The organism is Bacillus sp. K2I17 (genome assembly GCF_002209985.1).
Classification (GTDB): Bacteria; Bacillota; Bacilli; order Bacillales; family Bacillaceae_G; genus Bacillus_A; species Bacillus_A wiedmannii.
Genome location: NZ_NJGF01000026.1, coordinates 22,390 through 37,327 on the forward strand (window position 1 = coordinate 22,390; position 14,938 = coordinate 37,327).

Below are 14,938 nucleotides of genomic sequence, written 5' to 3' on the forward strand. Positions count from 1 at the left end.
CTATACAATTCCCCTTTCTAACTTTGTTAAATTAGGTCTAAGATGAGTGAGAAGTTGCAGTCGATCGACAACAATGTGATTGTTCTCATTAATATACGCACATTCTGCCGCCTCCGCTCCGTCTTCTTTCTCTTCCGGAGCCCGCATTGCCACATCACTAATTCGAAGTTGCATCGGGTTCATATCAGATGCAGCGATTACAGCATCCGAATCCCCATAGTAACCAGCATGCGCAATTCCTCTTAATGATCCTACGACAAAAATATTCCCCCCAGCGATAACCGTTCCGCCTGGATTAACATCTCCAATTAACAATAAATTTCCTTTTACATGTAAAACTTGTCCAGAGCGAACAATTTTGGAAATAGGGACAATTTCTGTTTCTTCTTTCCAAGCTATTGCTTCTGCTTTCGTTATAACATCACTTTCAATTGAATCCACAACAAGATTCTTTTTATTACGAATTAACGTACGAATCTCTTCTTGTTGGACTTCTGTTAAATAACGATTTCCCACTTTCACATGCACTTCAATTAACGAGCGCCCATCACCATCATAGTAATGTGTAGAAAGCTTTTCATCCAATTCCTCCAGTAATTCAGAGAATGAACAACAATCATCTAAATGAAGCGTTATTCCGTCTTTTGTCCCTTTTATTGTTACATTTTGTTGCTTTTTTTCTTCCACTAAAGTTCACCCCACCGATTCAATTCGACATAAAATTAGAAAATCCTTTTTTCTTTTTCTTCCATCGCTTTTGAAAGACGCACTAAATATCGTCTCAGTGGGAAACAAACTATCAATAAGAAAATTGCATTTAGCAATACAGTAGACAGGAGACGATCTGTGAAAAAGACATACGCTGACATATGAGTACGTCCTAACAAAGTTAAAAATCCATACACATAATACTCTAGTGCTACAATGCTAGCTAGTACAATAGAAGCAACAATAAATAAATTCAATTGTAGTATCTTCATCACACTATAAACTAAATAAGCTAAAATCGGATACGCAAAAATATATATACCGACAAGTTCTGTGTATACGGTATCAAATAAGAACCCAAATAATAGTCCGTAGTAAATCCCTTGGACCGGACTATAGTACACAGTAATAAAACATAATACAATTATAAAGAAATGAGGTGCTGCTATACTGTTTTTCCAAAAAACCTCTGTTGGAACAATAGTAGCAAACATATTTTCAAATAGAAAAACAAAAAGGAGCAAAAGAGGAAGAGCTGCTCTTTTTAAAATCTTCATCATCTCTTCTCCCCCTCCTATTCTAATGGCGCTGAAGGCGTTTCACGTTTCGCAACCGTAATATGCTCTACGTCATTCAAATCAGCGGCAGGTTTTACATAAGCTGTTTTTGTTAAGCCGTATGGATCCGGCTGAACATCAACGATTGTTCCAATTACAAGACCTTTCGGGAAAATATCACCAAGTCCAGATGTTACAACTAATTGATCTTTCGCTACCTGAGCATCAGAGCCAATCTTTGTGAAAAGAAGTAAGTGCTTTTCTTTGTCATAACCTTCAATCAATCCAAAGATTTTCTCATCACCTTGTACAATAGCAGAAACACGATTTGTTCGGCTCATAGAGCTTAGCAATTCTACTGATGATGTAAACTGGGATACACTTTTCACTCGTCCAACTAAACCTTGTGAAGTTACTACAGCCATATCCTTTTTAATTCCTTGCTGTGCCCCTCTATCAATTCCAATTAAATCGTACCATTTATCTGGATTACGAGAAACGACAGTCGCTGGAATTTCAGTATAACCGCTATTCAACTCTTTTTTCCCCGTTAACTCTTGTAACTTCTTTTTATCATCTTCTAATTGTTTTACTTGACTTGATAACTTTCCGTAATTATCTAATTTTGCTTTTAATTCTTTATTCTCTTCATACGTGCGCTTTACATCCTCTACATTTTCGAAGAATCCAGCTACGTATTTCGCTGGCTTTTGGAATACACGTTCTACAACACCGACAGTGTCTTTAACAAACTGCTCTGGCCATGTTAAACTGTTCCGTTCTTTCAATGAGATTCCAATCAATGCCACGAGAAGAATAATACTAACTAACAAAACAATTAATCTTTTGTTTAAGAAAAACTGTGGCACGTTCACACCCTCTTAATTTCATTGATTTTTATTTTGCAATATTATCGAGCAGCAGTTTTGAAAAGATCGATATTGTCTAATGCTTTACCTGTTCCAATTGCTACGCAATCTAATGGATCTTCTGCAACAAGAACTGGCATATTTGTTTCTTCACTAATCACTTTATCTAAGTTACGTAGTAATGCTCCGCCACCTGTTAATACAATACCACGATCCATGATGTCTGCCGCTAATTCAGGTGGAGTTTTCTCTAACGTATTTTTAACAGATTCTACAATTGCATCTACTGTATCTTTTAATGCATCTGCAATTTCTTCTGGTTGAATTAGTACTGTTTTTGGTAAACCACTTACTAAATCACGACCACGAATTTCCATAGGCTCAATACCTTCTGGCTCGCCTGCAGAACCGATTTCTAATTTCAATGCTTCAGCTGTTCTTTCACCAATCATTAAGTTGTAGCTTTTCTTAATGTACTGAATGATTGAATCGTCCATATCATCACCAGCAACACGAACTGATTGACTTGTTACAATACCACCTAAAGAAATAATTGCAACTTCTGTTGTACCGCCACCGATATCAACAACCATGCTACCAGTTGGTTCCCAAACAGGTAAGTTTGCACCAATTGCTGCTGCAAATGGTTCTTCAATTGGATAAGCATCACGAGCACCAGCTTGACGAGTCGCGTCAATTACTGCACGTCTTTCGACAGCTGTAATACCAGATGGTACACATACCATTACGTATGGTTTACGTGAGAAAAATCCATTTGATTTTTGAGCTTGTTGAATGTAATATTTCATCATTGTTGCTGTCGTTTCGTAATCAGCAATTACACCGTCTTTCATCGGGCGAAGTGCCACAACGTTTCCTGGTGTACGACCAATCATTTGTTTTGCATCGCTACCTACAGCAACGATTTGTTTCGTATCAGTTTGTAACGCTACTACTGAAGGTTCACGTAAAACTACACCTTTTCCTTTTACATATACAAGCGTGTTCGCAGTTCCTAAATCTATTCCAAGATCGCGAGTAAATCCACCAAATCCAAACATATTATTTATCTTCCTTTCTTGTTTTCACGGACTCATTTTTTCTTAATTTATATTATAAAAACAGTACGTTTTTTATATCTTTATCCTTTTTGTAGATAAATTTCTACAAAAAACTCATAAATCACATTATAAAACAAAATAAGTAAAAAGCATAGTCTTAAATATGACCTTTTTCCTTTAAACTCACGAATTTATGGTCGCCTATTATAATATGGTCAAGCACTTCAATTCCTATAATCTGGCCGCATTCTACTAAGCGTTTCGTTACTTCAATATCCTCTCGGCTCGGCGTGGGGTCTCCTGAAGGGTGGTTATGAAGACATATGATAGAGGCTGCCGCGCGGCGGAACGCTTCTTTAAAAACTTCTCTTGGATGTACAATTGATGTGTTTAAACTTCCAATGAAAACCGTTTGCCTATGTATAACTTGATTTTTTGTGTTCAAATATAAACATACAAAATGCTCCTGCTGCAGGAAGCGCATTTCTTCCATCATATATCTCGCACAATCTTCTGGGCTTCGAATGCTATATCTATTTTGATATTCTAAACGTACCATTCTTCTACCGAGTTCAAAAGCAGCTATAAGCTGGGCTGCCTTTGCAATCCCAACACCATGTATACTGACAAGCTCTTCTAACGTTGCATCTTTCAACATACGTAAACCGTCAAAGTGATGTAAAATTTTATCTGATAACTTTAAAACTGTTTCTTCTTTAGAACCTGTTCTGAGTAACACTGCAAGAAGCTCCCGATTCGATAAACTTCCAGCTCCTTCTAACAATAAACGCTCCCGTGGCTGTTCTTCTTTGACAACATCACGAATACCGTTCATTTCTCCACCCCTTTTATTTGTTCTCTCAAAGAAAATCCCATGCAATTTTACGCATGGGTTACATCAATATTGAATTGTTTTAATTCCCGAACAAGACGGGAAATTGGTAACCCGACTACACTATAGTAGTCCCCTTGAATATGTTGAACAAAAATAGACCCTTTACCTTGAATCCCATAACTTCCTGCTTTATCAAGAGGCTCTTTCGATGCAACATATGCGTCAATTTCTTCTTTTGTTAATTCCCAAAACGTAACTTCTGTACGCTCGTAAAAAGTGACTGTTTTGTCTTTCGCTATAATTGCAACACCCGTATACACCTCATGTGTTTTCCCTGATAATAATTGCAACATTTCTTTCGCCTCAGCCTCATTAGAAGGCTTTCCAAGTATACGCGACTCATATGTAACAATTGTGTCTGCACCTAACACAATGTGATCACTATTCGTTTCTGCTACCGCAGATGCTTTTTGCAAAGCAAGTGACATAACAATATCAGAAGGTGAGGAATACGCACCAATCTTTTCTTCTACTTCACTTACAATAATTTCAAATGGCACACCAGCTAACTCAAGTAATTCCTTCCTGCGAGGTGACCCTGAAGCTAAAATAATTTTTTTCATATTTTCTCCTTCCTTTCTCACATGAAGCAGAATCATTTACAACAATCGTATCAAAGGAATAGTTTGTCCACAAATGAAAGAAATATTATCTTCTCTATATAAAATAATACCTCTTTACTAACATACAATTATATTTCTGCCATAGAGAAAGCACTTTACTATAAATTCAAAAGAAAAGAAAGAAGCACCTACACTTCTTCCTTCGTCATTTCATTATCCTATTATTTCGCCTTTTGTGAAACAATTTTTTCATACGAAAGCATACCATCAATAATAACTTGATTTAGTTTCGCCAAAGATTCCTTATCATCTTTTCCGTCCTTCACTGTTTGCACAGCTACTGACGTATACATATACAATTTCTTCGCTTCTTCTTGCTTCATACTTTTCCCTTCTTTTTCAATCGCTTTCCACTCTTTTTCAATCGCCCCTATATCTTTCGCATTACTTTTTCCACTAGCTTGTACGCTGGAAGCATATTTTGCTAAATGAGTATATAATGGCTGTACTTTTGTTAAAAATGCCCCAACTTCTTTATCATCTTTAAGTAACGCTTTATCTGTTATATCCCAGTTCTTTTTCAATACGGAGACATTATCATTTTTATACTGCGTCATTAATTGATTTATGCCTTGTTCATCGCTAGCAATACCAACAACTAATGCATACTTATCACCGCTCGGTTTTAAAGCTGCAACGCCTCCATTACCTTTCCACTCTTCAAGAGCGGCCTGTCCCTTTTCTTCGGAAGAATAAATCCCTCCTTGCACAAAAAATAATTTCATTGGATTTAATGACGTTCCTGTCTGTGCTTTTTGTTTTTCCTCTTTTGGTGCCGGTGTTTGTTCTGCCGTTCCGCCCACCTTTGATTCTTCATTTCGCATCTGCTTCGAAGCTGTTACTTCGCTTCCCCCTGTCGCACCTTGTCCTTTAAGTAACTGTAGCATTCCCATCCCAAAAGCCGTACCAATAACAATCGCAGTGGCAACGATTGCAATTAACGTATTGCTCCACTTCTTTCGTTTTTTTTCCTTAGACACCAATTTCGCTTTTTGAAACGGAACAACGTTTTTCGGTCTTTCACTTTCTACTACCATCCATTCAAATTCATCTTTCTTCTTCTCCTCATACTTCGCTTCTGTTCCATTCACTTTCACTGAGATCGTTCGTGATTGCTTGTCCATACACTCACACCTCACCTCTTATCATTGTCCGCATCATATCATATTGATTTCACAAAAAAACGAGATATTTGTCAGAGGAATTCGCCAAATAACCCTATATATTTATCTTATATGTATGCATTTGACTTCATTTGTAGAACAAAAAAACTAGATAGCAAAGACTATCTAGTTTTTCTCGCGAATATATTTTCGAACTTCCGAAATGAAATAAAGAGAACCTGTTATGATAAAAACATCATTTTCTCCAATCATTTCAACCTTCGTATCAATCGCCTCTTTCCAATTTTCAAAAACTAGTTTTGACTCTTTCTTTGAATACGATGCAAGCTTGTCAGCAGAAATAGCACGATCAAAGGCGAATGTTGTAAAAATAATTTCATCGGCAATGGTTTCTAATTGATCTACCATATTATGCAATTGTTTATCACCTAGGGCAGTAAATAAAACTATTACATTTTTATCTTTGTAATGTGATTCTACTGTTTTCACAAGACTTTCGATACCTTCTGGGTTATGGGCACCATCTATAATAATATCTGGATTGCTTTGCAGTTTTTCAAATCGACCAATCCAATACGCTTCCTGTAATCCAGTTCTTATTTCTACTTCCTCAATTAAAAATGATAAGTATGTTTTGACATACATGACTGCCATAAGTGCAAGTGCTGCGTTTCCTACTTGGTGAACACCTTTCATTGAGATTCGCACATCTTCAAAAGTGGCGAAAGGACAAGTGAAATCGAACCGTTCTCCATCTTCGCCAGACTGTTTATGTAACGCTGTAAAATGCTTGCCCATCTCGTATAAGTTTGCATGATTTTCCTTTGCAACTTTTTGAATGACTTGCAATGCTTCCTCATCTTGTACACCAGTAATAACCGGAACACCAGACTTAATAATCCCCGCCTTTTCATATGCAATTTCTCCTAGTGTATTCCCTAAAATATGCATATGATCGTGGCCGATATTTGTAATAATCGTGAGAACAGGATGAATAACATTCGTAGAATCAAAGCGTCCTCCAAGCCCTGTTTCAAATAAAACAACATCACAGAAATTAACTTTACCGAAATAACAAATTGCCATAACAGTAATAATTTCAAACTCAGTCGCTTCCCCTAAATCCGTCCCATCTAGTTTTTCAACGACTGGCTTTACCATCTTTACAAGTTCAGTAATCTCTTCATCTGCAATTGGTGTCCCGTTCACACTAATACGTTCGTTAAATGTTTCAATATATGGAGAGGTAAATGTTCCTACCTTATATTTTGCATCTTCTAACATGTAGCGCATATATGTTAACGTTGAACCTTTTCCATTTGTACCAGCAAGATGAACACATTTTATGTGACGCTCTGGATTTCCGAGCTCTTCTAGCATCCATTTCATTCTTTCTAATCCCGGTTTAATACCAAACTTCAATCGGCTATGAATCCACCCTATCGCTTCTTCGTATGTATGTATCACGTATGCTTCCCCTTTCAAAAGACAACCTTCATACTCCTATTATACGCAAAGAAAAGAGACTCACCAATATAGTGAGCCTCTAAAAAATATTTTACTTTTCAAGATCTGCCAGACGTTGGCGAACTGCTTCACGTTTTTCTAGGTAGTCTTGCTCTTTCGCACGCTCTCCGTCAATAACTGCTGCAGGAGCTTTCGCTACGAAACCTTGGTTTGAAAGTTTCTTCTGTACACGTTCTACTTCTTTGTCGAACTTCTCAAATTCTTTCTCAAGACGTGCTCTCTCTTCATCAAGATTGATAAGATCAGCTAACGGTAAGAATAACTCTGCACCTGATACGATTGCAGTCATTGCTTTTTCTGGTGCTTGTAAATCCGTTTGAATTATTAATTCGCTTGGGTTACAGAAACGCTCAATGTAAGAGCTGTTTTTCGTAAGTTGAGCAAGTACAGCCTCATCTTTTGCTTTAATTTGCATTTGAACTTTTTTGCTCATTGGCGTATTAACTTCTGCACGGATGTTACGAACAGAGCGAATGATATCAACTAGAAGGTGCATTTCTGCCGCAGCTTCTGTATCTTGCAAATCTTCACGAACTGTTGGCCATGCTGCTACTGTAATAGATTCGCCTTCATGCGGTAAATGTTGCCAAATCTTCTCTGTTACGAATGGCATGAATGGGTGTAATAGACGCATTGTTTGGTCTAATACGTAAGCTAAAATAGAACGAGTTGTTTTCTTAGCTGCTTCATCTTCACCGTATAGTGGAAGTTTCGCCATTTCAATGTACCAGTCACAGAAATCGTCCCAAATGAAGTTGTATAATGAACGACCAGCTTCACCGAACTCATATTTATCCATGTTACGCGTTACGCTTTCGATTGTTTCGTTTAAGCGAGTTAAAATCCACTTATCCGCAACTGATTTTTCACCAGTTAAATCGATTTCTTCATACTTCATATCATCCATGTTCATTAATACGAAACGTGATGCGTTCCAAATTTTATTAATGAAGTTCCAAGTAGACTCTACTTTTTCCATACTGAAACGTAAATCTTGACCTGGTGCGCTTCCTGTTGATAAGAAATAGCGCATTGCATCTGCACCGTACTTCTCGATAACATCCATTGGATCAATACCGTTACCAAGAGATTTACTCATTTTACGTCCTTGCTCATCACGAACTAAACCGTGAATTAATACATCTTTAAATGGACGCTCGCCTGTAAACTCTAAACCTTGGAAAATCATACGAGATACCCAGAAGAAGATGATGTCATACCCCGTTACTAATGCATCTGTTGAATAATAACGTTTAAAGTCTGCTGCATCTTCATTAGGCCAACCAAGTGTTGAGAACGGCCATAACGCTGAACTGAACCATGTATCAAGTACGTCGTTATCTTGATTCCAGTTTTCAATATCTGCTGGTGCATCTGTACCTACGTATACTTCACCAGTTTCTTTATGATACCAAGCTGGAATACGGTGTCCCCACCATAATTGACGAGAAATACACCAGTCGTGAATGTTTTCCATCCAGCGTAAGTATGTGTTTTCAAAACGTTCTGGTACGAACGTTACTTTCTCTTCTTCTTTTTGTTGAAGCTCTACTGCCTTCTCAGCAAGTGGAGCCATTTTTACGAACCATTGTGTTGATAAGTAAGGCTCAACAACTGCACCACTACGCTCACTATGACCTACTGAATGCATATGAGGCTCGATTTCTACTAATACGCCCGCTTCTTGTAAGTCCTTCACTAACGCTTTACGGCATTCGAAACGATCCATACCGTTATACTTACCAGCTTTTTCGTTCATTGATCCATCTTCGTTCATTACTAAGATACGTGGTAAGTCATGACGGTTACCTACTTCAAAGTCATTCGGGTCATGAGCTGGTGTAATTTTTACAACGCCTGTTCCGAAATCTTTTTCTACGTACTCATCAGCAATAATCGGAATCTCACGGCCTACGATTGGAAGTGTAACTGTTTTCCCGATTAAATGTTTGTAACGATCGTCTTCTGGATGAACTGCTACTGCTGTATCACCAAGCATCGTTTCTGGACGAGTAGTAGCAAGACGAATATGACCAGAACCATCTGTTAACGGATAGTTCATATGGTAGAATGCACCTTGAACTTCTTTATGAATTACTTCAATATCAGAAAGAGCTGTGCGTGTTGCTGGGTCCCAGTTGATAATATATTCACCGCGGTAAATTAAGCCTTTTTCGTATAATTGAACGAATACTTTATTAACCGCATCAGATAAACCTTCGTCTAATGTGAAACGTTCACGAGAATAGTCTAATCCTAAACCAACTTTCCCCCATTGTTGACGAATGTGAGACGCGTATTCCTCTTTCCATTCCCAAGCTTTTTCAAGGAATTTCTCACGGCCAAGATCGTAACGTGAAATACCTTCTTCACGAAGTTTCCCTTCTACTTTCGCTTGTGTTGCGATACCCGCATGGTCCATTCCTGGAAGCCATAATACATCGTAACCTTGCATACGCTTCGTACGAGTTAAAATATCTTGAAGAGTTGTATCCCAAGCATGACCTAAGTGTAACTTACCAGTTACGTTCGGAGGTGGAATTACAATTGTGTATGGTTGTTTCTCCTCATCTCCTGTTGCTTCGAAATATTTGCCTTCAAGCCACCATTGATAAAGGCCTTCTTCAACGGACATATGATCATATTTAGTTGGTAAATTCTTTTCCGTGTTTGACATTATTTTCCCTCCTTAAAATAAAAAATGCCCCTCATCCAAAAAGGACGAGGGACATCGCGGTACCACCTTTATTTACAAACAAATTCAGGAATTTGCTTATACTCTTAATTTGATAACGGACAAATCCGTCTTTTCCTAATGAGAACTATTCCGTTCAGAAAAGATGCTCCAGGGCTACCTTCTAACATAACTATCTAGAGAATCTCCCAGCTAATGATTCTCCTCTCTGAAGACGTTTCTTGTTATACTCTTCCCCTTCAAGGCATTTATATGATTGTTAATTATTATATACAATAGTGTAAAAAACGAAACCCTATTCGTCAAGATAAATTTAATACTACGGCTTTTTGGGCAAAAAAAGAAGATAAGTAGCATCCTCTACTTATCTTCTTTCTCCCGCTATTTGCGGGCAGTAAGACCCCATCACTTTATCCGCTCCCTTGCTGAGCAGCTTGTAATTGCGAAAGGAAATATTCTATATTGCTAACGAGCCAATGCGATTGTTGTAAGCTCTTTACTCCGAGCAGTTCATTTTCCTCATTGCGACTCTCTCTTCTTTTCTTATAAGACTGGATTTGCCGAATAAATTGCGATGGATACGTCATATATGCAAACATGAGTAGTTGCTCTTCTTTCGTAAAAGGGAAATTTTTTTGGTACATTTGATACCATTCAAACCGATCACTTCGCGCAATTGGATACGTATTTAAAGACCGAGAATAAAACCCTACTATATCTTGCACCGGTGTGGCAAACTTAGATTTTTCTAAACTAATAAAATAGCCATTCCGTTCATAATCAAATAAGAAATGATTAAGCGATACGTTACCATGTACAAAAGTAATACGTGTTTTTTCTTTTTCTTTCATCGCATCGTTCCACTCAGTTAATTGCTTCATTGCAAACTCACGCGCCCTCATTACATGATGATAGTACGTACAATATTGCAATTCAAACGGAGACATATACCACTTCGCTTCAGATTCTACGAGAAACTCTTCTAACATCTCACCATCATTCTCCCAGCGATCGGATATATTTGTATAATGTTTTTCTAAATCTTCTTCTGTATACGTTTCTTCTTTCACCGTTTTTTGATGTAACGTCCCGAGAGTTTGAAACATTTTATGGTATTGATCATTATCCTCGCCGTTGCCTTCCGCACGTTCTAACCAAGGCATTAAATAATAATTATACGTCCCGTCACTTAAAATATAATTTCCATCCGTCGCATGGTATATAGGTACATAATTTGAAAAACCGTTCTCCTTCAAATATTGAATATGGTGCAAAAAGTTATTCCTCTCTAACTTCCCGTCTTCTATTTTCTTGAGCGCATACGGACCTTGATTCGTGTAAATTTTCGTTACACTTCCGTGCTCTTCCATATGCTGTGTATCCAATCTATATTGCCTTACAATGGGTTCATAGCGATTTCGTAATTCAATATCCATACGAATAACCCTTTCTATTCAAAACATTGCCTTTAGGAAAATAAGTGAGTGAAAACACTCACTTATTTCGCTTTTGCCCTTGAAACAGGAATATAAATAATTTGTCCCGCAGTTAAATATATATCTTCTGTTTGATTGACACGATATAAGTTTTGTACAGACGTTTCATAACGGTCTGCAACAGATTCGATTGTATCCCCTTCTTGCACGAAATACATTCTTAACTTTGTAAATTCTTCTTCCGGTTCTTTCGTAAATATTTTCGTTAAATAAAGTGCATTTTCATCTCGCTGTGAATACGTTTCTTCTTCTTGCTCTTCTTGTTTTTTCGCTTTTTCTTTCTTGAAATCTTTTCTTCCGAACAATTCAAATTGTGGCGTTGATTCTTTCTCCTCTTCACGCTCCACAAATTCATGTTCTTCTATTTCCTCTTCCTCTACTTCCTGCTCTTTTCTTTCCTCTAGTTGAAACGGTTCAAATGCGTAATCTTCCCACTCATCTGATTCCTTATAGACTGGTTCTTCTACGTGCATGGCGGGTCTATTTTCATCTTCTTGTGCGGAATCAGCCTCTAACTCAGCATACGCTGTTTCTTCCTCTTCATCCTCGATTCTTTCTTCATCACATAAACCAGTGATAGATATATCCGCTAATAATTGTAAGCAACCATTTTCCTTTAATTCATAATCAAATTCCTCAATAGATACATATAGTTCTTCAATTACTTTCACACGGTTTCTCGGAATTGATATTTCAAGCGGAAAGGAATGAACAAGTTCATTAACCCCATCTTCCCTTGTTTCTACATAATCAATCGACTTCGCTGGCGATAAATCTCTTAATGAATAAGCCGAATCATCTTGCCGCGCAACATACTCTCCCGTTAAATCTAATTGCCCTCTCACGATAACTTCATGATCAAGCTCTTCTATCTCAACGTCTGGATCTAACGAAATTGACAAAAGTTCTTCGACTTCCTGTCCTTTTTGGAACCAAACAGATTCTTTTAATGAAAAACGTAATGAATGATCTGTTGCCACTTCTTTTCCCCCTCCCAAACTATATGTCATTACAGATTTATGTATGGAAAGCTGACTTTATGAATAAAAAAAATCGCTCCCCTTATGGAGAGCGATTTTCTTTCAACAATTAAGCTTTTAATTTTGACATTGCAATTTCAGCTGCTGCAATCGTCGCTTCAATATCTGCATCACTATGTGCTGTCGATAAGAATAGACCTTCGAATTGAGATGGTGGCAAGAATACACCTTGTTCTACCATTTCACGATAGTAAGCCGCAAAGAATTCTAAGTTTGAAGATTTTGCTGCATCGTAATTAATAACTTGTTCATCTGTAAAGAAGATACCAATCATAGAACCCGCACGGTTAATATGATGCGGAATGCCATGTTTTTCAGCCGCTTTACGTAAACCAGCTTCTAACATTTCAGCTTTACGCTCAAATTCTACATATGATTCTGGCGTTAACTGTACTAACGTTTCATAACCTGCTGCCATTGCAAGTGGGTTACCTGATAAAGTACCTGCTTGGTAAATCGGTCCGCTCGGTGCAACTTGGCGCATAATTTCTGCTTTACCACCGTATGCTCCTACTGGTAAGCCACCACCGATTACTTTACCTAAACAAGTTAAATCAGGTGTTACACCGTAATAACCTTGTCCGCAATTATAAGCAACTCGGAATCCTGTCATGACTTCATCAAAAATAAGCAATGCACCATTTTGCTCTGTTACTTCACGAAGACCTTCTAAAAATCCTGGTTGCGGAGGAACAACCCCCATATTTCCTGCTACTGGTTCTACAATTATACAAGCAATATCATCACCAAATTGTTCGAAAGCGTATTTCACACTTTCTAAATCGTTATACGCTACGGTAATCGTATTTTTCGCTACACCTTCTGGTACACCTGGGCTATCTGGTAAACCTAGCGTCGCCACACCAGAACCGGCTTTAATTAATAACGAATCACCATGACCGTGGTAACAACCGATGAATTTCAAAATTTTATTACGTCCTGTATAACCACGAGCTAAACGTAGCGCACTCATTGTCGCTTCTGTTCCAGAGTTAACCATACGTACAATCTCAATTGATGGTACGCGCTCAATAACAAGTTTCGCTAATTTATTCTCAATTTCCGTTGGGGCACCGAAGCTTGTTCCTCTTTCAGCAACAGATTTTAAAGCTTCAACAACACGATCATTCGCATGACCATGAATTAAAGGACCCCATGATAATACGTAATCGATGTATTCATTTCCATCGATATCATATACTTTAGAGCCTTTTCCGCTCTCCATAAACAACGGATTCATACCAACAGACTTAAAAGCACGAACGGGGCTATTTACGCCACCAGGCATTAAATCTTGCGCCTCTTCAAACGCCGCAATCGACTTATCAAACTTTTTCATTATTTAGCGCCTCCTTCTTGTAACCATCTTGCTGCATCTTTTGCATGATACGTAATAATTAAATCTGCTCCTGCACGTTTCATGCTAATTAATTTTTCAAGTACAACTTCTTTTTCATTAATCCAACCATTTTGCGCTGCTGCTTTAATCATCGAATATTCACCACTTACGTTATAAGCAACGACTGGTAAATTAAAGTTATTTTTCACATCACGAACGATATCTAAGTAAGAAAGAGCTGGCTTTACAATTAAGAAATCTGCCCCTTCCATTACATCTGATTCTGCTTCACGGAATGCTTCCATACGGTTCGCTGGATCCATTTGATATGTTTTACGATCACCAAATTGCGGAGCACCGTGCGCCGCATCACGGAATGGTCCGTAAAATGCTGATGAATATTTCACAGCGTACGACATTACTGGTACGTGTCCAAAACCATTTTCATCTAATGCATGGCGAATTGCTGTTACGAATCCGTCCATCATGTTTGATGGCGCAATAATGTCCGCTCCTGCTTTCGCTTGGCTTACAGCTGTTTTCGCAAGAACTGCAAGAGACTCGTCATTTAAAATAATACCATCTTCAATTACACCGCAATGACCATGGCTTGTGAATTGACATAAACATGTATCTGCAACTACTACTAGCTCAGGGAATTCACCTTTAATTTGCTTAATTGCACGTTGCACAATTCCATGATCACAATATGCTGATGATCCAACTTCATCTTTTTCAGCAGGTAAACCAAATACAATAACAGAACGAATACCTAAATCAACAACCTCTTGCATTTCAGCTTGCAATAAATCTAAAGATATTTGATATACGCCTGGCATAGAAGGCACTTCATTACGAACATTTTCTCCTTCTAATACAAAAATAGGGTAAATAAAATCTTCCGTATGTAAAAACGTTTCACGCACAAGCGCACGCATATTACCGCTTTGTCTTAAGCGACGATGACGATTAAATTGTAAAGAGTTCATAGATTTCTATCCCCA

Annotated in this window: 13 protein-coding genes and 1 other annotated feature; all 13 genes read right to left on the minus strand. The window is 37.9% G+C overall.

The features are described from left to right. Window positions 1-687 (minus strand): septum site-determining protein MinC, encoded by a 687-nt coding sequence (gene minC / locus CER22_RS23115; protein ID WP_000391511.1) that lies wholly within the window; start codon window positions 685-687, stop codon window positions 1-3. Window positions 688-722: 35 nt separating this feature from the next. After that, complete coding sequence (gene mreD / locus CER22_RS23120) at window positions 723-1,268, minus strand: rod shape-determining protein MreD (RefSeq protein ID WP_088609684.1); 546 nt, start codon at window positions 1,266-1,268, stop codon at window positions 723-725. Between the two features lie 14 nt (window positions 1,269-1,282). Next, entirely contained in the window at window positions 1,283-2,134 is an 852-nt protein-coding gene (gene mreC, locus CER22_RS23125; RefSeq protein ID WP_088609685.1) for a rod shape-determining protein MreC, read from the minus strand. Window positions 2,135-2,175: 41 nt separating this feature from the next. Continuing rightward, window positions 2,176-3,195 (minus strand): cell shape-determining protein MreB, encoded by a 1,020-nt coding sequence (mreB, locus tag CER22_RS23130; protein WP_000466737.1) that lies wholly within the window; start codon window positions 3,193-3,195, stop codon window positions 2,176-2,178. 157 nt (window positions 3,196-3,352) lie between these two features. Further along, complete coding sequence (gene radC, locus CER22_RS23135; protein ID WP_046958808.1) at window positions 3,353-4,030, minus strand: DNA repair protein RadC; 678 nt, start codon at window positions 4,028-4,030, stop codon at window positions 3,353-3,355. A gap of 47 nt (window positions 4,031-4,077) precedes the next feature. Then, a complete protein-coding gene (locus tag CER22_RS23140; RefSeq protein WP_088609686.1) occupies window positions 4,078-4,653 on the minus strand; it encodes a Maf family protein in 576 nt (191 codons plus the stop codon). A gap of 221 nt (window positions 4,654-4,874) precedes the next feature. Then, window positions 4,875-5,837, minus strand: a complete 963-nt coding sequence (locus CER22_RS23145; RefSeq protein WP_088609687.1) for a stage II sporulation protein B — start codon at window positions 5,835-5,837, stop codon at window positions 4,875-4,877. Between the two features lie 165 nt (window positions 5,838-6,002). Further along, the gene (locus CER22_RS23150) at window positions 6,003-7,304 is read right to left on the minus strand and encodes a bifunctional folylpolyglutamate synthase/dihydrofolate synthase (protein ID WP_088609688.1); all 1,302 of its coding nucleotides are present in this window, start codon (window positions 7,302-7,304) and stop codon (window positions 6,003-6,005) included. Between the two features lie 91 nt (window positions 7,305-7,395). Further along, window positions 7,396-10,041: a valine--tRNA ligase gene (locus CER22_RS23155; protein WP_088609689.1), complete on the minus strand. Its 2,646-nt coding sequence runs from the start codon at window positions 10,039-10,041 to the stop codon at window positions 7,396-7,398. 37 nt (window positions 10,042-10,078) lie between these two features. Continuing rightward, window positions 10,079-10,311, minus strand: a binding site (T-box leader). 158 nt (window positions 10,312-10,469) lie between these two features. After that, window positions 10,470-11,495 carry a spore coat protein YsxE gene (gene ysxE / locus CER22_RS23160; protein WP_088064510.1) on the minus strand — a complete coding sequence of 342 codons (1,026 nt, stop codon included), beginning with the start codon at window positions 11,493-11,495 and terminating at the stop codon, window positions 10,470-10,472. 62 nt (window positions 11,496-11,557) lie between these two features. Then, the gene (gene spoVID, locus CER22_RS23165; RefSeq protein ID WP_048541357.1) at window positions 11,558-12,535 is read right to left on the minus strand and encodes a stage VI sporulation protein D; all 978 of its coding nucleotides are present in this window, start codon (window positions 12,533-12,535) and stop codon (window positions 11,558-11,560) included. A 109-nt stretch (window positions 12,536-12,644) separates the two neighbouring features. Next, window positions 12,645-13,934: a glutamate-1-semialdehyde 2,1-aminomutase gene (gene hemL / locus CER22_RS23170; protein WP_088609690.1), complete on the minus strand. Its 1,290-nt coding sequence runs from the start codon at window positions 13,932-13,934 to the stop codon at window positions 12,645-12,647. Next, window positions 13,934-14,923 carry a porphobilinogen synthase gene (hemB, locus tag CER22_RS23175; RefSeq protein WP_088064512.1) on the minus strand — a complete coding sequence of 330 codons (990 nt, stop codon included), beginning with the start codon at window positions 14,921-14,923 and terminating at the stop codon, window positions 13,934-13,936. The genes hemL and hemB overlap by 1 nt, the downstream gene beginning before the upstream one ends. Window positions 14,924-14,938 lie beyond the last annotated feature (15 nt).